The 20,313-nt window shown below is 35.1% G+C and carries 19 protein-coding genes and 1 pseudogene; 7 read left to right on the forward strand and 13 right to left on the reverse strand.

Annotated features, from left to right (window positions below; genetic code table 11):
• Window positions 1-213 precede the first annotated feature (213 nt).
• Entirely contained in the window at window positions 214-873 is a 660-nt protein-coding gene (locus J3495_RS12575; RefSeq protein WP_210666892.1) for a ribonuclease HII, read from the forward strand.
• Here the strand turns inward: J3495_RS12575 and J3495_RS12580 are convergent.
• The 5 genes from J3495_RS12580 to J3495_RS12600 all read right to left on the reverse strand — a co-directional run bounded on the left by J3495_RS12580 (window position 870) and on the right by J3495_RS12600 (window position 4,802).
• A complete protein-coding gene (locus J3495_RS12580; RefSeq protein ID WP_210666893.1) occupies window positions 870-1,460 on the reverse strand; it encodes an NAD(P)H-dependent oxidoreductase in 591 nt (196 codons plus the stop codon). The genes J3495_RS12575 and J3495_RS12580 overlap by 4 nt on opposite strands.
• 240 nt (window positions 1,461-1,700) lie before the next feature.
• The gene (locus J3495_RS12585) at window positions 1,701-2,522 is read right to left on the reverse strand and encodes an AraC family transcriptional regulator (RefSeq protein ID WP_210666894.1); all 822 of its coding nucleotides are present in this window, start codon (window positions 2,520-2,522) and stop codon (window positions 1,701-1,703) included.
• Window positions 2,523-2,527: 5 nt separating this feature from the next.
• Window positions 2,528-3,226 carry a lipoyl(octanoyl) transferase LipB gene (gene lipB, locus J3495_RS12590; RefSeq protein WP_210666895.1) on the reverse strand — a complete coding sequence of 233 codons (699 nt, stop codon included), beginning with the start codon at window positions 3,224-3,226 and terminating at the stop codon, window positions 2,528-2,530.
• A gap of 5 nt (window positions 3,227-3,231) precedes the next feature.
• Entirely contained in the window at window positions 3,232-3,987 is a 756-nt protein-coding gene (locus tag J3495_RS12595; protein ID WP_210666896.1) for a hypothetical protein, read from the reverse strand.
• A gap of 89 nt (window positions 3,988-4,076) precedes the next feature.
• A complete protein-coding gene (locus tag J3495_RS12600; protein ID WP_210666897.1) occupies window positions 4,077-4,802 on the reverse strand; it encodes a hypothetical protein in 726 nt (241 codons plus the stop codon).
• A gap of 386 nt (window positions 4,803-5,188) precedes the next feature.
• Between J3495_RS12600 and lysS the strand changes: the two genes are divergently transcribed.
• Entirely contained in the window at window positions 5,189-6,892 is a 1,704-nt protein-coding gene (gene lysS / locus J3495_RS12605) for a lysine--tRNA ligase (RefSeq protein WP_210666898.1), read from the forward strand.
• A 422-nt stretch (window positions 6,893-7,314) separates the two neighbouring features.
• Window positions 7,315-7,524: a hypothetical protein gene (locus J3495_RS12610; RefSeq protein WP_236025462.1), complete on the forward strand. Its 210-nt coding sequence runs from the start codon at window positions 7,315-7,317 to the stop codon at window positions 7,522-7,524.
• A 4-nt stretch (window positions 7,525-7,528) separates the two neighbouring features.
• On the opposite strand, the pseudogene J3495_RS12615 reads toward J3495_RS12610, so the two are convergent.
• A pseudogene (locus J3495_RS12615) lies at window positions 7,529-8,549 on the reverse strand (2-hydroxyacid dehydrogenase).
• Between the two features lie 182 nt (window positions 8,550-8,731).
• On the opposite strand from J3495_RS12615, the gene J3495_RS12620 reads away from it, so the two are divergent.
• The gene (locus tag J3495_RS12620) at window positions 8,732-9,178 is read left to right on the forward strand and encodes a hypothetical protein (protein ID WP_210666899.1); all 447 of its coding nucleotides are present in this window, start codon (window positions 8,732-8,734) and stop codon (window positions 9,176-9,178) included.
• Between the two features lie 55 nt (window positions 9,179-9,233).
• On the opposite strand, the gene J3495_RS12625 is transcribed toward J3495_RS12620, so the two are convergent.
• The 7 genes from J3495_RS12625 to J3495_RS12655 form a co-directional block, all read right to left on the reverse strand.
• A complete protein-coding gene (locus tag J3495_RS12625; protein WP_210666900.1) occupies window positions 9,234-11,711 on the reverse strand; it encodes a zinc-dependent metalloprotease in 2,478 nt (825 codons plus the stop codon).
• Window positions 11,712-11,970: 259 nt separating this feature from the next.
• Window positions 11,971-12,906: a hypothetical protein gene (locus J3495_RS12630; protein ID WP_210666901.1), complete on the reverse strand. Its 936-nt coding sequence runs from the start codon at window positions 12,904-12,906 to the stop codon at window positions 11,971-11,973.
• Window positions 12,907-13,195: 289 nt separating this feature from the next.
• A complete protein-coding gene (gene hemL / locus J3495_RS12635) occupies window positions 13,196-14,482 on the reverse strand; it encodes a glutamate-1-semialdehyde 2,1-aminomutase (protein WP_210666902.1) in 1,287 nt (428 codons plus the stop codon).
• A gap of 39 nt (window positions 14,483-14,521) precedes the next feature.
• A complete protein-coding gene (locus J3495_RS12640) occupies window positions 14,522-14,773 on the reverse strand; it encodes a hypothetical protein (RefSeq protein WP_210666903.1) in 252 nt (83 codons plus the stop codon).
• Between the two features lie 54 nt (window positions 14,774-14,827).
• Complete coding sequence (locus tag J3495_RS12645) at window positions 14,828-15,712, reverse strand: glucosaminidase domain-containing protein (RefSeq protein WP_210666904.1); 885 nt, start codon at window positions 15,710-15,712, stop codon at window positions 14,828-14,830.
• Window positions 15,705-16,601 (reverse strand): 1-aminocyclopropane-1-carboxylate deaminase/D-cysteine desulfhydrase, encoded by an 897-nt coding sequence (locus J3495_RS12650; protein WP_210666905.1) that lies wholly within the window; start codon window positions 16,599-16,601, stop codon window positions 15,705-15,707. The genes J3495_RS12645 and J3495_RS12650 overlap by 8 nt, the downstream gene beginning before the upstream one ends.
• A gap of 2 nt (window positions 16,602-16,603) precedes the next feature.
• Window positions 16,604-16,945 (reverse strand): hypothetical protein, encoded by a 342-nt coding sequence (locus tag J3495_RS12655; protein WP_210666906.1) that lies wholly within the window; start codon window positions 16,943-16,945, stop codon window positions 16,604-16,606.
• A 114-nt stretch (window positions 16,946-17,059) separates the two neighbouring features.
• On the opposite strand from J3495_RS12655, the gene J3495_RS12660 reads away from it, so the two are divergent.
• The 3 genes from J3495_RS12660 to J3495_RS12670 all read left to right on the forward strand — a co-directional run bounded on the left by J3495_RS12660 (window position 17,060) and on the right by J3495_RS12670 (window position 20,022).
• On the forward strand, window positions 17,060-17,242 hold the full coding sequence (locus J3495_RS12660) for a DUF5522 domain-containing protein (RefSeq protein WP_210666907.1): 183 nt from the start codon (window positions 17,060-17,062) through the stop codon (window positions 17,240-17,242).
• A 221-nt stretch (window positions 17,243-17,463) separates the two neighbouring features.
• The gene (locus J3495_RS12665; protein WP_210666908.1) at window positions 17,464-19,440 is read left to right on the forward strand and encodes a urocanate hydratase; all 1,977 of its coding nucleotides are present in this window, start codon (window positions 17,464-17,466) and stop codon (window positions 19,438-19,440) included.
• A gap of 42 nt (window positions 19,441-19,482) precedes the next feature.
• Window positions 19,483-20,022, forward strand: a complete 540-nt coding sequence (locus tag J3495_RS12670; protein WP_210666909.1) for a DUF4136 domain-containing protein — start codon at window positions 19,483-19,485, stop codon at window positions 20,020-20,022.
• Window positions 20,023-20,313 lie beyond the last annotated feature (291 nt).

Genomic DNA, 20,313 nt, shown 5'->3' on the forward strand with positions numbered 1-20,313 from the left:
AAAGACAAATACTCATTTATTTTGTTTTTTTTAATTACCCTTTTTTAACATTTAACAAAAATAATAATGAACTTCATAAAAAATAACCTTCTAATTACTAAGAAGATAAAAAAACCATATCTATTTTATTTTTATGATAATTCTTAAAGTTTATTAAAAACAAAATAAAAAAATTAGAAAATTTTATAATCTTTGTCTGCAAAAACAAAAAAAGTGCTACAAAAAAAATTTTCGGGATGCCTTTTAGAAAGCGGTACAGACGAAGCAGGTCGTGGCTGCCTTGCAGGGCCTGTGACTGCAGCTGCCATAATTTTGCCTGAAGATTTTGAAAATACAATACTCAATGACAGCAAACAACTTTCTGAAAAAACCAGAGAACTTTTGAAACCTCTTATAGAAGAAAATGCTATTTGTTTCGCCGTTACGCATTTGCACCCTAACGAAATCGATGAAATAAACATCCTCAACGCTTCGATGAAAGGGATGCAAGAATGTATTTTAAAACTGAGTCAAGTCCCTGAATTTATTATTGTAGACGGAAATAGATCTTTAAATGCCAAATTAGGGCTTAAAAACACTTTTGGGAAACAATTTTCTGTAACAGAAATAGAATTATTAAAATCTATCCCTAATCAGAGTATAATAAAAGGAGATGCGAAATTCCTAAGCATTGCTGCGGCTTCTGTCCTGGCCAAAACCTATCGCGATGAATATATGAATAAAATCCATGAAGAATTCCCGATGTACAATTGGAAAAAAAACAAAGGCTATCCAACAAAAGAGCATCGCGAAGCCATTCGGCTATATGGCACAACCAAATACCATCGAATGAGTTTTAGACTTTTACCAGAACAATTAAAGTTAGATTTTTAATTTTCTACATTTTCTTTTTTGAAGAGAAATTTAATTTTTTCTTCCCAATCCGAAATACTTTCTTGAGAAGGTCTGTCTGCTCTATCAAAATAAAAATGTTGATTGATCTGTAAACCGCAGTACTTAAAAATTCCAATATCCGAAGTTAGAATCAAAGCTTTATCCATTTCCAAGGTTTCACATTCAGCCTTTGATTTGCCGTGCGAATTAATAATGATGGTTTGTTTGCCAGCTAACAAACCTTTTTGAACCCCTTGATCGTATCGATAAGCAAAGCCGTAACTCATGACACGGTCAATATATCCTTTCATAATGGCAGGCATTCCTGTCCACCAAATTGGGTAAATAAAAATAATCTGATCTGCCCAACTTATAAAATCCTGCTCGATCTTTACATCATTGCTCACCTGCCCTATTCGCTGACCATTCATATCGGCTAAAGATAGAATAGGATCAAAATTGATCTCATATAAATCTCTAACGATCACTTCTTGTCCTAATTCCTGCAAATTTTCAACAACAATTTGTTTGAAGAAATGATTTAAACTATTTGAATTTGGGTGTGCGTAAATAACTAAATTTTTCATGTTTTCTATTTTTTAAAGATTCAACATGACAAATGTATATCACATCATTTAGGCAAAATTGTAAGAAAACGAAAATGCCTTTCGTAAAAAATAGTAAAAATCTAATGACGTCATTTTGATAAGTATATCTTACTGACAGTGTGATAACTAAATTGAATTAAACATTTAAATTTCTTGAATACAAAACCTCTAATCATTCGATAAAGCGAGTAAAAACTATAAATTACAAAATTCGGGGCATTAGAAACCTTTAGCAACACAAATATCCTTTTGAAATTTTAAAAACTTCGTTGGTGAAATATTCATGTAATATTTAAAATCATGAATGAGCTGACTTTGATCATAAAAACCACACTGATTGACAATGGCCAACCAATCTGTTTTAGAACCGTTTATGATATTTTTTTGGATTTGTTCCGTTACTTTCAAAAAGCGTTCGTACCGATTATGCTCTTTAATACTGTAGCCAAAATACTTCTTTTGATGAAGCTGAATATTCCTCTCACTCTGCTGAGTTGAAGCCGCAATTGCTTTAATAGGATCTAAAGCATCGTCCTTAAAATTCGTCAGAAGTTGTGTTAACCGATTTTGATCTCGTAAATAAGGTTTGCAAAAGTCTAATAAAAAATCTACCCTATCCTTTGTTTCAGATATTTTTTTGAGTTCTCCCCATAAAATGGTGAAACAATTTTCGGGAATTAACACATCGGGATGAATGGGCAGTGAATGTGTTAAAAGCGCATTACCAAAGAATCTATAAAAAGCATCTTCTTTAAAATTGACTACCAAAATTTGAGAATCTGGCGGCAAAGTATAATCAAATGCCTGCTTTATGGGTCCTAAAACCATACATTTCTCGATTTCGAGAATTGTCTTTTGTTGCGATTGTATCACTACTTTTGTTCCAAAACTAAATACCAAAATCGTCTGAAAACTTGGCAATAATGTTTTTGTTATTGAAGAAAGCGTTTTATTTTCGGCATAATAAAAATGCGAAAAAACAGCTCCAAATTCTGAGGGAACAGCCATTCTATAATTATTATTTTCTGCCTCGCTTAGCATACTTTTTAAACAAATTCTGCTTCAAACAAATTCGTCAAATGCCTGACAATCTTAGCTTTTACTTCCTCTTCATCTACTCTTTCTAAGCCTAATTCTACTTGTAAAGAAGTCACCGCTTTACCGCGAATACCACACGGAATGATATTATCAAAATACCCTAAATCTACATTCACATTTAGTGCAAATCCGTGCATGGTTACCCAACGCGAAGCTCGCACACCAAGCGCACAAATCTTTCTGGCAAAAGGGGTTCCTACACCTAACCAAACACCCGTTTCACCATCACTGCGCCCACAATCGAGGCCGTATTCTGCTAATGTAAGGATAATAGATTCTTCGAGAAAACGTAAATATTTATGAATATCGGTAAAGAAATTTTCTAAATCCAGAATCGGATACCCCACAATCTGCCCAGGACCATGATAGGTAATATCGCCACCACGATTGATTTTATAGAAAGTTGCACCTTTGGCTTCAAGTTGCTTTTCGTTTAGCAATAAATTCTCCAGATCACCACTTTTCCCTAACGTATAGACGTGAGGATGCTCGACAAATAGTAGATGATTTGGGGTTGGTAAATCGAGTTCTTCTCTTCTGTTTTTTATTTTTAAATCGACTATGTTTTTAAAAAGTTCTTCCTGATATTCCCAAGTAGCTTTGTAGTCTTTTTGGCCTAAGTCCTGAAGTTGAATTTTTTTATTCATTTTAATTATTTTTCAAACTCTACTTCCAAGTTAAGTTTATCCGGCGTATCCATGTACTCTGTAAAAGGATATTGTATGGTAATTATTTTTCTATCTTCGCTAAATAAAGCGTTTGGATGCGAGATTTTTTTGACCGCTTTCGGAAAATGGTATTTTAGGGTATAACTTGAAGAAGCAAAGATCATTTTAGACATATCGGCAGTGCTATCGGCAGGTTTTTCTACTTTTTTCTGCGTATCGATAACCGCTTTTCGTGTAAACTTCTTTCCGTTGTAACTATAACTTAATTTACTAGCATTATTTCCTAAATTTCCGCCAAAAGGCATTGCTGCACTACCTCCTTTTTCGAGTCTTTGCATGGCATTCAAAGCCTGGAGCACATCTTGCAATTCGTTTACATTTTTAAAATCGGTTGAAAGCGTCATTAAAAACTCCTTTTTTTCTGCATTCATTTTGGTATTGACTACAAAATTCTCCAATTTTTTAAGTTCGGCTTGAGCTTCCGGAGAGAGTTTGGCAATGCTGTCTTTTTTTTCTTCGAATATTTGTTTAAAAGTAAACGTTGAGTCAATATTTTTCTTGGCATCTGCTCCCATTTGATCGCCCAACTGATCGCCTGCCATTGCCATTAGAGAAGAACCATCCATATCAACCGATAATTTACCTGTTCCGTCTTTGTTTACATAAATATTTTCGGTAAACGTGCAACTTGTTAGCGATACAATTACCAATAAAAAACCTAGTATTTTATATAATTTCATAGTTTATCTAATTTTTACACAAATATACGAACTCTATTTCTAATTGTTCAATCGTTGATTTGTTTAATCGATTAATGCTTTTTAAAAAACTATTCTAAAACCACTTCTAAATTAGTGATTTCAGGATTTTGCATGCACTCCGAAAGTTGAAACTCCAGTTGTAATGACTTTTTATCCACACTTATGACAGCTTTATGATTTGAAACTACTTTTATTTTTCGTGGAAAATGATAATTTAAGACATATTTTTGAACCAATTTTAAAGATTTATACTTTGGATCCATATCGTTAAATTCGTCTTTGCTTTTTTGAAGCAGCTCCTGACTTGTAATCAAAACTGTTCGCATAAAAACTAATCCATCAAAATCATAGACTACTTTCCAGTACTCTTTTTCGGCTGTTAAAGCATAATTAAATTTAATGTCATCAGCGTAGTTTTCTGTTTTATATAAATCTGGAATATCAGTGACTTTATTAAATTTTAAAGTAACTGTTTTTCTAAATTCTTTCTCGAAAGAACTCTTTTTTATATGCACTTTTGCATCGGCATATTTTTGAAACAGCTCTTGCTCCGCTGGCAAATATTTAGAAAAATTTTCCTTGTACTTTATCATGTACTCTTTAAAAACAAAGGTAGTATCCTTAAATTCTTCTTCTTTTGAATAATTTTCACCTGCCAATTGCATATAACTATTTTCATCCCGAAGCTCTGTAATCTCTATGTTTCCGGTTACATCTGGATTAATATGTATCGTCTCGGTGATCTGGCAACTTGCGAGGAGTATTAGAATTATAAAGGATGTTATGAATTTCATTCTTTTGAAGGTTTTGAAGTTGTGAGTTGCTAAGATATGGAGGTTTTTGTTTTGATTCTACATTTTCTTCAAGTGCTGTCTTTGCGAGGAACGAAGCAATCTCACTAATATAAAAGACACTTTGCGGATACAGCAATTGAGATTGCTTCGTTCCTCGCAAAGACAAAACACACTTCGATCAAAAAGTCTAATAAAAAATAAAATCTCTACTCTAGCCTCGATAGCAGCGGTATCCTTTTTTGCTTTTTCTGCAAAAAAGATACAAGTGAATAGCGGGACTAAAGGCAATTGAAAACACGAAAATTACTGCTACAAAAAATCTAAAATCTGCATTCTAAAATCTACATTCTTTTCTTTATCTTTGCACTCTTAAAAAAGAGCACAAAATGGCATTATCAGAACAAGAAATCATCCGAAGAGAAAAACTTCAAAACTTACGCAACTTAGGAATCAATCCTTATCCTGCTAATCTTTTTCCAGTAAATCATACTTCAAAGCAAATTAAGGAGTCTTTTGAAGAGGGTAAAAAGGTAGTTGTTGCCGGACGTTTGATGAGTGTGAGAGATCAGGGAAAAGCTTGTTTTGCTGAGCTGCAGGATAGCGAAGGACGTATTCAATTGTATGTGAATCGCGATGTTTTATGCGAAGGTGATGATAAAACTTTGTACAACACAGTTTTTAAAAAGTTAACTGATTTGGGTGACTTTATTGGTATTGAAGGAGAATTGTTTACTACCAAAGTTGGGGCACAATGTCTTCGCGTAGACCAATTTACTTTTTTAAGCAAATCTTTGCGTCCGCTGCCTTTGCCAAAAGTGGATGAGGACGGCAAGGTGCATGATGCTTTTAATGACTCTGAATTGCGTTACAGAATGCGTTATGTAGATTTGACGGTGAATGAGCACGTAAAAGAGACCTTTATCAAGAGAACAAAATTGTTTACTGCAATGCGTAAATTCTTTAACGACAGAGGTTATCTTGAGGTAGAAACTCCAGTTTTGCAACCTATTCCGGGTGGAGCTGCAGCGCGCCCTTTTATTACGCATCATAATTCGCTTGATATTCCGCTTTACATGCGTATTGCAAACGAATTGTATTTAAAAAGACTTATTGTTGGTGGTTTTGAAGGTGTTTATGAGTTCTCTAAAAACTTTAGAAATGAAGGAATGGACAGAACCCATAATCCTGAATTTACTGCTATGGAAATATATGTAGCCTACAAAGACTACAACTGGATGATGGAATTTGCCGAAGACTTGCTGGAACAATGTGCGATTGCCGTAAATGGAACGAGTGAAGCGACATTTGGTGAACATAAAATTAATTTTAAAGCGCCTTACGCTCGCGTGACGATGACCGATTCTATCAAACATTTTACTGGGTTTGATATTTCTGGAAAAAGCGAAGACGAATTGTTTGAAGCTGCCAGAGGAATGGGGATTGACGTTGATAAAACAATGGGTAAAGGAAAATTGATTGATGAAATTTTTGGAGCAAAATGTGAAGGAAATTATATTCAGCCAACTTTTATTACCGATTATCCTAAAGAAATGTCGCCTTTATGTAAAGAACACCGCGACAATCCTGAGCTTACAGAGCGTTTTGAACTGATGGTTTGTGGTAAAGAAATAGCAAATGCTTATTCTGAATTAAACGACCCAATTGATCAGCGTGAGCGTTTTGAAGACCAAATGCGTTTGTCTGAAAAAGGTGATGATGAAGCAAATGGCGTTATCGATGAAGACTTCTTGAGAGCTTTAGAATACGGAATGCCACCAACATCCGGTATGGGAATTGGTATGGATCGTTTGATCATGTATCTTACTAACAATGCCTCTATTCAGGAAGTTTTATTGTTCCCGCAAATGCGTCCGGAGAAAAAACAAGCGTCGATTGAACTTTCTGATGAAGAAAAATTTATCGTAGATTTATTGAAAGGAAATGAAAATAAAATGGATCTTCAGCAATTAAAAATTACGGCTAATTTAAGTGGTAAAAAATGGGATGCGTCCATGAAAAATTTATCTAAACATGGTTTGACTAAAGTGGCTGTTGAAGGTGATTTTAAAATGGTTGAACTTTTGGGGTAAATTATTGCTCTTTTATACTATTTAGAACCCGCCAAATTTTAAAAAATTTGGCGGGTTTTTCATTTAATTTACATAAATTTGATCATACAAAATCATATTATTATGAGCACTTTAGAAATTAAATTAGAAATATTCGATAAGCTCAAAAACATTGAAGATTTAAGTTAACTCGAGAGAATTATAGATTTATTAAAAAATGCAGAAACTTCGGATGTATATCAATTTGAACAATACGAATTGGATATGCTAAAAGAAAGTGAAGAAGATATAAAATATGGCAGAGTCATTTCTCAGGAAGATTTAGATAAAGAAGATTTAGAATGGCTGTCAAAATAATTTGGACCAAAACTGCAGCTCTTCAAAGAAGAAAAATACTAAGTTATTAGGCTAACAGAAATAAATCAGCCACATATTCCAAAAAAATGGTTATTGAAATCGCACAACGAGTTCATTTTCTATCTAACAATCCTCATGTTTATATTAAAACAAATTTTTCTGATATCCGAGCCTCAACATTGGGGGATTATAACATTTTCTATAAGACAACCTCAACTGAATTAATTATTATGGCATTTTGGGATAATCGCCAAAATCCTAAGACACTTTCTGAAATTTTAGAAAATAAAACATAACTATTTACACCAACAAAGCCGCTTTATTCTCAATATCATTACCTACCAATAAAGATTTTATATTAGCAAAAGTCACCAAAGCAATTTGCGTTAGCGCTTCGTTGGTAAAAAAGGCCTGATGCGCCGTCACCAGAACATTCGGAAAACTCATGAGACGCTGAATAGCATCGTCCTGAATAATATCATCGGACAAATCTTTAAAAAACAATTTCTCCTCTTGTTCATAAACATCAATGCCTAAATAACCGATTTTCTCCTCTTTTAAGCCTTCAATTACAGAATTGGTTTCTATTAATGCCCCTCTACTTGTATTGATGATCATGACGTTTTCTTTCATCAAATCAATCGTTTTTTTGTTGATAATGTGCTTGGTTTGCTCGTTTAAAGGGCAATGTAGCGAAATGATATCTGATGTTTTAAAAAACCTCTTCTAAACTCACAAAAGTCACTCCTAATTGCTCCATTTCGGGATTGGCAACAACATCATACGCTAACACTTTACACCCAAAACCAAGGGCAATTTTAGCAAATGCTTTACCAATATTTCCGGTCCCAATGATTCCGATGGTTTTTCCGAATAAGTCAAAACCTAATAATCCGTTTAGGGAAAAATTTTGTTCACGAACTCTGTTGTAGGCTTTATGGGTTTTTCTATTTAATGTCAAAATCATCGCCATTGCATGTTCGGCAACAGCCTGAGGCGAATAAGCCGGTACACGACAAACTTTTAGCTGGTACTTTTTTGCCGCTTCCAGATCGACATTATTAAAACCTGCACAGCGTAAAGCAATTATCTTTACTCCCTTTTCTGCCAATTGCTTTATAACTGCTTCATTGACAATATCGTTTACAAAAACACATACGATGGTTACTTTTTCGATTAAAATAACCGTTTGAGAGTTCAATTGGGTTTCAAAAAACTCCAGTTCAAAACCAAAATCATCATTATATTGATTGAAAAAAGTTTTGTCATAGGGTTGCGTTGAAAAAAAAGCAATTTTATTAGAACTTGATAGTGCGCTCATAATAGTGTTTTGTGGGTTTTCATAATCCATTAAAGTTAAAGTAATTTATTTAAACAACACCATTCTAATAAAAACTTACCAGATTCGCAGTCAATTTGTTAAAAAAAATACAATTCTGATATGTCCATTAAACCAAATGATTTTTATAACATCTAACTGGTATAATCTTTAAAAAACAAATCATGAAAAAATTATTTATTGCAGCTTTACTTTTTGTTGGAATTGCAAATTTTGCACAAGATACTGATATGGATCAAAAATCAAATCGCGAACCAAGAGAAAGACTGACGCCGGAAGAGCGCAACGAAAAACATCTTAAAAAGCTAACTTCAGAATTGAGTCTAGATGCCAAACAACAGGAACAAGTAAAACAATTACTTGCTGAAAAAAGTGCAAAAGCAGAAAAATTCAAGGAAGTGAGAAAAGACCAGAAAGAAGCGGGTACCAAACTTACTACTGACCAAAAGAGAGCTTTAAAAGATGAAATGGTAGCCGAAAAAGAGGCAAATGACGCTAAAATGAAAGCAATTCTAACAGCAGACCAATACACCAAATGGAAAGCCAATCAGGACGAGAACAAGGACAAAATGAGAGAAAGAATTAAAGAACACAGAAAAGAAAAAATGTAATTCATTCTAATAAAAAAGAGGTCCAATGGACCTCTTTTTTGCTTTTATTCATTTCTTATTTCGGATTAAGAATCAAATCTATTCTTTTAATGGCATCCTCATAATGGTATTTTGTTTCGGCATTTACAGCCCTAGTCTTGGCAATAGCAAGTGTTGCTTTTAAAGCCGTCAGTTCGCCACGAACCAATGCCCTAATATCCGACTGCGCCACATTATAATATATTGTAGAACGATCTGCAGGCTTAATTTCCTCGGTCATTAAAAAAGCCATTCTGTCTATATAAGCTCTTTGCAAATTTCTTCTGTAAATCGTTACATTAGAAGGAATACCGGCTTCTTTCCAGATTCCTTTGCGGGTATCTTTTAATAAATCTAAGGCTTTATAATTGTCGGCACCTAGTATTTCGGCATCCATTAACCTGCCGATGCGCCCAAAACTCAATAAGCTATTCAAATGTCTAACTTGTAAACTTCTGAATTTTTCTGTGTAACCTGAAAAATCTGTATTTCGTAGCGTTTTGGTATTTACGATCCAAGTTGGAGAGGCAAAAGCATTGGTTTGTAACCAATTCATCGCTTCGATTTGTTTGGCTTTTGGCACTACATCATACACCGTTCCTGCTTGATTTGGGTTTTTAATATTTTCATAAACTCCCCCAACATTGGTCACTACATGCCCTATATACCTACTCCAAACCTCTAATAATTCTCCGTATAATTCCTGTAAATCTCCATAGTCATTTGTCACATCACTTGTCCATTCCGGTAAATGACCTGCGACATACTCTAAGTTTTTAAGTCCATACGAACTTGCTTTCATCGAGTTGTTGCTAATATCTTCTGTCTGTGAAGAAGGATCGAAAGCACTGCTTTGTTTTCCGAATTTATACATCGGATTTGCAGCATTATCCAAAATCCACTTGTCTAAAATTGGCTTCTCATCCTGTGCAGATTTTGCATTTGGAATCACCCTGTATCCCCAATTGACTGCGTATTTATCATAAGCACCCATTTTTCGAATAAAACGAATATTTTTATCCCCAGGTTGTGCAATATAATTAAAACGTGCATAATCCATTATACTGGCCGAAATACCATTTTGCTGGGTAAAGTCTCCATTTCTATAACTTTCTACATCATAAGCGCAGCTAGCACCCATGTTATGAGGAAAACCAAGCGCATGCCCTACTTCGTGAGCAATTACCATGCGCATCATATCGCCCATTTCTTCATCACTCGTTTTTAAAGTTCTGGCCGATGGATTTGCAGCTCCCGTTTCTAGCAAATATCTGTTTCTATAGGAACGCAAATGATTGTGATACCAAATAACATCACTTTCTATAATTTCGCCCGTTCTAGGGTCTGAAACGCTAGGACCAACAGCATTTCTGGTCGTACTGGCCACGTAACGTATTACTGAGTATCGAATATCCTCCGGACTAAAATCAGGATCTTCCTCCTTGGTTGGGGCGTCTTTGGCAAGAATAGCGTTTTTAAAACCGGCAGCTTCAAATGGTTTTTGCCATTCTTCAATTCCTAATTTTATGTATTTTCTAAGTTTTTCAGGTGTTGCAGGGTCTAAATAGTACACAATTGGTTTTATCGGTTCTACCAATTCTCCTCTTGCATAAGCCTCAGGATCTTTTGGCTCTAATCTCCAACGGCGAATGTATGTTTTAAGATCTGATTTTAATTCGTTGCTTCCATAATCGTATTGACTTACCGTAAACCATCCCACTCGAGGGTCTGCTAATCGAGGCTGCATCATTTTTTCTGGCAACACAACCATCGATTGGTTCATTTGAATGCTAATTGACTCACTTTCTTCTAACATTGATGGTTTTGAAGCATTGTATGTCATATCCTGAATGACCTCAATATTCATCGGAAAACTTTTGATTCCGTTGATAAAACTTCTTGAATCATCCAGACCTTTTACTTTGTATAATTCGCGCATTTCTGCCGATATTCCACTGATGGCCTTTACATCTGAACTGTAAAATTTAGTCACATCGATCACCGTATTGGCAGAATCTTTACTAAAAGCAACTATATCAAAAGCAAATAATGTAGGCTCATAATTATTGGCTTTTACCGAAATACTGATTGGCAATGTATCATTTGCAACAGCATTGTATGATTTTGATTTGATGAGAATTTTGTCCTGAAAACGTTGCCAAACGATTAATTGCTCATTGGTTTCGGAACCCGCATTTACGTAGCCACCTCCTAAATTTGATGGTAATTTAGACAATCGGCTAACGAGCAGCATGTCTTTGTTTAATAACTTATTTGGAATCTCAAAATAGTACTTTTTATCGACTTTATGCACCGTAAAAAGTCCATCATCAGAAATGGCATCTTTTGTAATTACTTTACTATATTCTTTGATCGTGCCTTCCGGCTTTTTTTCAGGAGCTGCTTGGGTTACAGCTTCATCTTTTTTGGATTTTTTCTTTTTGGATTGGGCAAATTGAGTAGCAGGCAATAGCAAACATGTTGTTATTACAGTACAAATGAAAAATTTCTTCATTCAGTGGTATTTTAGTAGTTAATTGATAAGCAAAAATAATTTTTGATGCCTATTCTCTACCAAACTGAACTTTTTTTTAACTTTAAATTAACGAATAAAAAAACGGCAATTACAAAAAAGAGGCAATTTCTTAGTAAAGTTTAACGTTGGATCTACTTGAAGATTTTTTTTAAATTTATGTGTTAACCAATAACCTGTTTATTTTTTAGAACCTTCAGAACTATTTCCTATCAAACAAAAAAATATTATAAAAAGGTTTTTAAAACTTACGCAAAGCACTCATAAAAATCTGTTTTACGGCACTAACTTCATACGCATACCATTCTATTTCATACCACTTACCATTTGGAAGAATAACATTCACAGTAAGGGTTTCAGTAAGGGTCGTGGTCCAATACGTAATATCATTAAAATCGACACCTTGATTGGCATTTGCAGCAATTGTAGCTTGCACAGCATATCTATTCTCTATAGTTGCCCCTTTACAAGCAGAAGTAAAAGTAACTTTTATAGGATTAGCTGATAAATTAAAGATATAAGGTTTGTAATAATTAACATCAACCTTATTGAGTCCTACTCTTATAAGGCCATCTAGTTCTATTAAGCCTGTTGCAGGCAAGTCAGTTGCGTTTGGAACCGTATTGGCCATTGTTTTATAAACGCTCACCCTTTGGCCCACGTTTAAGTTCGTACTTTTAACAAAACTTACGTAAGAGGTACCATTCCATATCCAGATGGAGGCGTCAAGACCAAAATAAATGTATTGTGTATTTTGAGTCAGTGCACTATCATTGGTAACTGCTGGTAGTTCATCATCAAAAATAGTCGCACTATTGGGATTATCATTATTACAAAAAACATTTTGCCCTGAAAAGTTAGAGACTAGTGCTATCCATTTATTGATATTAAAATTAAAAACATACAAACCGCTTGCTGTCACATCAATTACCTGACCTGAAGGCGAAAAAGACGGTTGTGTTACGTATACAATGGTTCCGTTTTGCGAAGCGCCGTAGCTCTTGGCTTTTAGCTCGTCACCCGTTAATCTTGGGGGCAAAATGCCATCTAATTTTGTAGGTACATTAGGTTCACCAGTAACATCAAGAGTGACCTTGGGGTCGGTCGTGCTTATACCAACTTGAGCAGGAGATACAGTTACTATTAACAGTGTAATTAAAAATATAAAAAATTTCATACTGTAAATAATTTATGTTAAACAAAACAACACTAACAACATCAGAACTATTTAATAATAAACACGTTACGAAGCTATTTTATTACTCATAACAAATGTAATTAAAATTTTGTTAAAGTGATTAAAATCTCCGATTTTAACAAAAATAATAAATTACTTACAGTTTAGATACAAATAATTTTTTCTGCATTTGCCGTGAAATTTGCAAAGGCATTAACCTAAAAAAATCTGCGATGAAAAGTATCTAAAGATAATTTTCATCGCAGATTCAACTTATTTTTTATGTTTTTTAAAACGTTTTAGAAACTTTATCAATTGCGTTAATGGTATAATCTAAGTCTTCGTAAGTCAAAGCATCTGTGATAAACCAAGTTTCATAAGCCGATGGCGCTATGTAAATACCCTCTTTCAATAATCCATGAAAGAATTTTTTGAAGGTCTCGTTATCGCCTTTTGCAGCAGTCTGAAAATCAACTACCGGATTTTCATCAAAATGTACCGAAATCATTGAGCCGACGCGATTAATCGTAAAAATTACGTTATTGGCTTTCAAAACCCTGTCGATTCCTGCTGCCAGATAGGCTGTTTTTTCTTCTAAACGGTCAAAAATTGCGGGTTCGTTATTTAGCGCTTTCAACATCGCCAAACCTGCCGCCATAGCCAACGGATTTCCAGATAATGTTCCTGCCTGATAAACGGGGCCAAGTGGTGCCAAATAATTCATAATCTCTTCGCGAGCAGCAAAAGCACCCACTGGCAAGCCTCCACCAATCACTTTTCCAAAGGTTACAATATCTGCATTGACATTAAATAATTCCTGAACTCCGCCACGAGCCAAACGAAAACCGGTCATTACCTCATCAAAAATCAATAAAATTCCGTTTGAGGTACACAAATCGCGCAAACCTTGCAAAAATCCTTCTGCGGGCGGAATACATCCCATATTACCTGCAACAGGCTCGATAATAATTGCAGCTATTTCGTTTTTGTTGGCTTCAATTAAAGTCGCAACATTATCCAAATCGTTGTATTTCGCCAACAAAGTATCTTTTGCGGTTCCCTCAGTAACTCCGGGGCTGTTTGGCGAACCAAAAGTAACAGCACCGCTTCCTGCCTGGATCAAAAATGAATCAGAATGTCCGTGGTAACAACCTGCAAATTTGATGATTTTGTCTCTTTTCGTAAATCCACGCGCCAAACGAATGGCACTCATACAAGCTTCTGTACCCGAATTTACAAATCTAATTTTATCAATATTAGGCACCATAGAAACCGCCAAAGCTGCAATCTCTGTCTCCAGTTCTGTGGGCATACCAAACGAAGTTCCGAGTTTTGCTTTTTCAATCACAGCATCCACAACAGGCTGATAGGCATGACCCAAAACCATTGGCCCCCATGAGTTGATATAATCGATTAATTTATTCCCATCCTCATCCAAAAGATAAGCTCCTTTTGCACTTTTTACAAAGATTGGAGTTCCTCCTACCGCTTTAAATGCTCTTACTGGAGAATTTACTCCTCCCGGAATGACTTTTTCTGCTTCAGCAAAAAGCTGGCTACTTCTTTTATATATCATTTTTATATTAGATTTTTGAGCTCTGATTTTAGACTTAAATTATCTACTTAAACCTTGATCTTTTATAAACTCATTAAAATATTTTTGTTCGATTTGTTTTTCTTTTGATAGTCTTTCGATATTCGTATTACTCTGGCCTATTGGCGAATAAAACTTCCATTTCCAAATTGGCCGATGTTTGATAAAAAGATTTCTTTCTAAAAATTCATCATGAACATAAACTCCACAAAATAACCTACCAGCTAAAACCGCTGTAAAAGTAAATATTACAATTGAAATTTTCTTTTTCATGAATGATATTTAACTCGAAATTTTAAAAATTAAAAACTAATTTAAAATTAAAAATTACTTGACAATCAGCTTCTGTCCAACCGAAAGTGTATTGTCCGAAAGGTTGTTTTTCTGCTTCAAATCATCTACCAACAGATTGAATTTTTTAGAAATCGAATACAAAGTATCTCCTTTTTCTACCTGATACAAAGACGGATCATTACTATTAGATTTTGGACTTGCTACTGCTGACATTGACTTTTCAAAAGGCTTGTACTCTTTTCCTGTAACCTGACAATCATATTGATGCAAATTGTATCGCTCAATATAACTTATCAATTTATCAGGATATTTGGGATCTGTAGCATAACCTGCTGCTCGCAAACCTTTTGCCCATGCTTTATAATCGTCTTTTTCATAGGTAAACAAAGTGGCATATCTGTTTTTTCCAGCCAAAAACAAAGCATGATCACGATACGATTCTGAGGCTTCTGGATACTTTCTAAAACATTCCTGCGCTTCATCATCATCATGGCGAACACTTTCTCCTAGCCAATCTTTGTGACATTTTATACCAAAATGATTGTTGGCTGCAACCGCCAAATCACCTCTTCCTGCCCCCGATTCTAAAATACCTTGTGCCAAAATAACACTCGCCGGGATGCCGTATTTTTTCATATTCCCCATTGCAATATCCTTATATTGAGTCACGTAATCCGTAATCAAATCGACTGTCACAACTGTTTTTGAAGTTGATTCTATTACCTCTGTCGTATTATTTAGGGTAGAAGTTCTCGTAACTTTTGCAGTAGGTTTGGTATAAACCGGTTTTTTGGTGGTACGCACTACTTTTGGCTGCTGAACGGGAGCCGTCTTTCTGGTTGTTATTGCGGTGGTTTTACTCGCAGAACAACTTACCAAAATGATGATTGTAAAGAGTGCTATTATTTTTTTAAACATTGCTTTTGAGTATTGGTAATTTCTTATTCTTTAATTTTATGTTCATCCCTTCAATCCCTTGCAAACCGCCTGTATGGATGATTAAAATTTTTGAATCTTCAGGAAAGTATTTTTTGTCTATTAAATCCATAACGCCAAAAACCATCTTTCCAGTATAAATAGGGTCTAAAGGCACTTTGTTTTCTTCAAAAAAAGTATTGATAAATTCAATTAATTCTAAATTTACCTTGCCGTAACCGCAAAAATGATAATCTGTAATCAAATTCCAGTTCTCATTCTCAGCAAAAATACGAATTTCATCTTGTAAAAAATCACCTTTTAATGCCGGAAATCCTAAAATTTTCTGCTTTGGCAACGCGCTGTTTATCAATCCGGCAATGGTTCCGCCGGTCCCTACTGCACAACAAACGTAGTCAAAAACCGCATCTTCGGGCGTCAAAATCTCCTGACAGCCTTTTACCGCCAACTCATTTGTGCCGCCTTCGGGAATCAAATAAAAATCGCCAAATTTCTCTTTTAGTTTTTCTAAAAAAGCTTTTTCGCTTTTTTGCCGATACTTTTCTCTGGAAATAAATTCAAACTCCATTCCGTTTTCCTGAGCAAATTTCAACGTTGGGTTTTCTTCAATTTTACTCAAAATTTCCTCACCTCGAATGATTCCGATAGTTTTAAAACCGTGTTCTTTGCCCGCAAAAGCTACCGCCGCAATATGGTTCGAAAATGCACCTCCAAAAGTCAATAAAACTTTTTTATCTTCGGCTTTCGCCTGAATTAAATTGTATTTTAGTTTTCTAAATTTATTTCCGGAAACAAACGGATGAATCAAATCTTCGCGCTTTATCGTAACCGAAATATTGTTGGGAAAAATAACAGGAAGCTGCTGGTTCAAAATTATTTTTGTTTTGATGTTAGATAATTTAAAAACCGAAAAAAAGAACGGTTTTTGAGATAAGAAAGATTGTTTTCATTAGCGTAAGCTTCTCTTTCAAAACTAATGTTACGATAGGCCAAATCCGCTTTTTTGTATTGAATGAAACGGATTAGATATTCTAAAAAATACCAGATAAAAAAAGGAAAAACAAACATTTCGAGTTGTTGTCTCAAATGAATTTTCTCGTGGTTCAAGAGCGTTTTATTTGTGGCATCTAAATCATATTTTACCAGCACAAACGGAAATAGTGTCAAGCCTCGATATCCTTTCGGAATTAAATATTTAGCAACAATCAGAAACATTAGCTGTAAAATTTATAAATTTGTAGAAGCAAAATTGTTTTATTTCACTAAAATAACAATCTACCTGTTATTTATTTTTTAATACAAAAATAGACATTGCACCCCAAAAGGATTATGAAAGAGCAAAGTAATGAAAATAAATTAATCGAAGGTGAAGATTTTTACTATACGCCCGAAGGTTATAAATGCTTTACCGAAAAACATCACCTAAAACGAGGTTACTGCTGTAAAAGTGGTTGCCGCCATTGTCCTTACGGGTTTGACAAACGAACAGGTGAAATGAAGAAAATAAAATAATTTGATAATGAGTCAATTTGATCATTTACAAATCTAAAATCAGCAATCTAAAATTATAAATGGATATCCAATCAAGAAAATTCAGGATTAAAATCCACAAGTCTTATCACAGGTCGGATATCCGTTATCCCTAGTTCATTTTTTTAACAGAAAATAATAAGAAAAGGATTTTCATTAAAGAAGAAAACCTTAGAATCTTAGCAACTTATAACCTTAAAAAAATGACTTTCAAAGAACAAATACAACAAGGAATTCCAACAATATTGCCTCCGAAGGCAGCATACGATTTGGCTATTAATCATGCGCCAAAACGAAAAGAAATTCTTTCGGCAGAAGAAAAAAAATTAGCTTTAAAAAATGCCTTGCGCTATTTTGATGCCAAACATCACGCCGAATTACTTCCGGAATTCTCCTCAGAACTGGAAACTTACGGACGCATTTATATGTACCGTTTTCGCCCTGATTACAAAATGTATGCGCGACCAATTGACGAATATCCAGGAAAATCATTGCAGGCAAAAGCCATTATGCACATGATTCAGAATAATTTGGATTATGCCGTAGCCCAGCATCCGCACGAGTTGATCACGTATGGTGGCAACGGTGCAGTTTTTCAGAATTGGGCACAATATTTATTGACCATGCAATATTTGTCTGAAATGACAGACGAGCAAACCCTGACCATGTATTCCGGACACCCGATGGGATTGTTTCCTTCGCACAAAGAAGCACCGAGAGTCGTAGTTACCAACGGAATGGTGATTCCGAATTACTCCAAACCTGATGATTGGGAAAAAATGAATGCTTTGGGCGTTTCACAATACGGACAAATGACGGCTGGAAGTTATATGTACATCGGTCCACAAGGAATTGTGCACGGAACTACGATTACGGTTCTAAACGGCTTTAGAAAAATAAAGAAAAGTCCTGAAGGCAATTTATTTGTAACTTCTGGGCTTGGCGGAATGTCGGGCGCACAACCAAAAGCAGGAAATATTGCAGGTTGTATCACAGTCTGCGCCGAAGTAAATCCTAAAATTACCAAAATTCGTCATGAACAAGGATGGATTAACGAAGTCGTAACTTCTACAGAAGAATTAGTTAAAAGAGTCAATTCGGCGAAAGCCAATAAAGAAGTCGTTTCGATTGCTTATTTTGGCAATGCTGTAGACGTTTGGGAATGTTTTGACAAAGAAAACATTCAAATTGATTTAGGTTCAGACCAAACTTCTCTCCATAATCCTTGGGCGGGCGGTTATTATCCTGTTGGAATTTCATTTGAAGAAGCCAATGAAATGATGGCCAATAATCCTGAATTATTCAAAGAAAAAGTACAGGAAACCTTGCGCAGACACGCAGCGGCCATAAACAAACATACTGCAAAAGGAACGTATTTCTTTGATTACGGAAACGCCTTTTTACTTGAATCTTCGCGAGCTGGTGCAGACGTTATGGCAGAAAATAAAATTGATTTTAAATACCCTAGTTACGTGCAGGATATTATGGGACCTATGTGTTTTGACTATGGGTTTGGCCCTTTTAGATGGGTTTGTGCTTCTGGAAAACCCCAAGATTTGCAAAAAACAGATACTATCGCCAGTCAGGTTTTAGAAGAAATGGCAAAAACGGCTCCGGATGAAATTCAGCAGCAAATGCAGGACAACATCAAATGGATTAAAGGTGCGCAGGAAAACAAACTGGTTGTAGGCTCTCAAGCGAGAATATTGTATGCGGATGCAGAAGGCCGCATAAAAATCGCAGAAGCATTTAATCAGGCTATTGCCAGAGGAGAAATTGGAACTGTGGTTTTGGGACGCGATCATCATGATGTTTCGGGTACCGATTCTCCCTACAGAGAAACTTCAAATATTTACGATGGTTCGCGTTTTACGGCCGATATGGCCATACAAAATGTAATTGGCGACAGCTTTAGAGGTGCTACATGGGTATCTATCCATAACGGCGGCGGCGTTGGTTGGGGCGAAGTAATAAACGGTGGCTTTGGTATGGTTCTTGATGGTTCTAAAGAAGCATCAAAACGCTTAGCATCAATGCTTTTTTGGGATGTGAATAACGGAATTTCAAGGAGAAGCTGGGCTCGAAATCAAGAAGCTGTTTTTGCTATCAAAAGAGCGATGCAAATGGAGCCTTTGCTAAAAGTAACACTGCCGAATATGGTAGACGAAAGTTTATTTTAAATCAAAGGTAATTAAAAATCAGAACATTAAATCTTTAAAAATATGAAAACCTTAAAATTAGTACCGTTTTTTTTACTTTTAATACTAACGTCATGCAGCACAGTTAGTGTTTATTCCGATTACGATAAAAAGGTAGATTTTGCGCCTTATAAAACGTATGCTTTTTTTAAATCAGGAATTGACAAAGTCGAAATTTCTGATCTGGATAAAAGACGCATCCTGCGCGCAATCGATGACCAAATGCAAGCCAAAGGTTTTACAAAAAGTGAAAATCCTGATCTTTTAATAAATATTTTTACCAAATCAAGAGAACAAGTTGATGTTAACCAATTTAATGCCGGTTGGGGTTATGGTTGGGGCTTTGGATGGAATCCTTTTATGATGTACGGAGGACAAACTACAGTTTCTACTTCTACTGAAGGAACTTTATTTATTGATTTTATTGACGCTAAAAAGAAAGAAATGATCTGGCAAGGTGAAGGAATTGGTACTTTGACTAAAAACGCAGACAAAAAAGACGAAAGAGTAGCCGAATTTGTAAGCAAAATTTTGGCACAATATCCTCCGGTTAAAAAACAATAAGATTGCGAGATTTTATACTACATAAACCGAAATAAAATACTATAAAACCTTCCGAATTGGAAGGTTTTTTTATTATTGATTAACCTCAAATTATTTCCCTTTTGAATACTAAATTTAGTGCCAACTTGAAGAATACAAGGCAAAAAAAAGACTGCGAGAATATCGAGGGCACTGAAAAACATCCCTTATTTTGATCAGGTTTATTTTTTAGACAATAAAAAAACGCTTATAACAGGACTTTAAAAAATCCGCTATAAGCGTTTTTCGTTTTATAACTGTTTTTGATTTGAC

Source organism: Flavobacterium geliluteum (assembly GCF_017948595.1).
GTDB classification, from domain to species: domain Bacteria; phylum Bacteroidota; class Bacteroidia; order Flavobacteriales; family Flavobacteriaceae; genus Flavobacterium; species Flavobacterium flavipigmentatum.

Coding starts and splice junctions, on each gene's coding strand:
- J3495_RS12580 (WP_210666893.1), bottom strand. CDS start 1,460: ATGAAAAATTTAGTTATTTACGCACACCCAAATTCAAATAGTTTAAAT.
- J3495_RS12660 (WP_210666907.1), top strand. CDS start 17,060: ATGAAAGAGCAAAGTAATGAAAATAAATTAATCGAAGGTGAAGATTTT.
- J3495_RS12670 (WP_210666909.1), top strand. CDS start 19,483: ATGAAAACCTTAAAATTAGTACCGTTTTTTTTACTTTTAATACTAACG.
- lysS (WP_210666898.1), top strand. CDS start 5,189: ATGGCATTATCAGAACAAGAAATCATCCGAAGAGAAAAACTTCAAAAC.
- J3495_RS12610 (WP_236025462.1), top strand. CDS start 7,315: ATGGTTATTGAAATCGCACAACGAGTTCATTTTCTATCTAACAATCCT.
- J3495_RS12585 (WP_210666894.1), bottom strand. CDS start 2,522: ATGCTAAGCGAGGCAGAAAATAATAATTATAGAATGGCTGTTCCCTCA.
- J3495_RS12645 (WP_210666904.1), bottom strand. CDS start 15,712: ATGTTTAAAAAAATAATAGCACTCTTTACAATCATCATTTTGGTAAGT.
- hemL (WP_210666902.1), bottom strand. CDS start 14,482: ATGATATATAAAAGAAGTAGCCAGCTTTTTGCTGAAGCAGAAAAAGTC.
- J3495_RS12640 (WP_210666903.1), bottom strand. CDS start 14,773: ATGAAAAAGAAAATTTCAATTGTAATATTTACTTTTACAGCGGTTTTA.
- J3495_RS12600 (WP_210666897.1), bottom strand. CDS start 4,802: ATGAAATTCATAACATCCTTTATAATTCTAATACTCCTCGCAAGTTGC.
- J3495_RS12625 (WP_210666900.1), bottom strand. CDS start 11,711: ATGAAGAAATTTTTCATTTGTACTGTAATAACAACATGTTTGCTATTG.
- J3495_RS12630 (WP_210666901.1), bottom strand. CDS start 12,906: ATGAAATTTTTTATATTTTTAATTACACTGTTAATAGTAACTGTATCT.
- J3495_RS12595 (WP_210666896.1), bottom strand. CDS start 3,987: ATGAAATTATATAAAATACTAGGTTTTTTATTGGTAATTGTATCGCTA.
- J3495_RS12665 (WP_210666908.1), top strand. CDS start 17,464: ATGACTTTCAAAGAACAAATACAACAAGGAATTCCAACAATATTGCCT.
- lipB (WP_210666895.1), bottom strand. CDS start 3,226: ATGAATAAAAAAATTCAACTTCAGGACTTAGGCCAAAAAGACTACAAA.
- J3495_RS12620 (WP_210666899.1), top strand. CDS start 8,732: ATGAAAAAATTATTTATTGCAGCTTTACTTTTTGTTGGAATTGCAAAT.
- J3495_RS12655 (WP_210666906.1), bottom strand. CDS start 16,945: ATGTTTCTGATTGTTGCTAAATATTTAATTCCGAAAGGATATCGAGGC.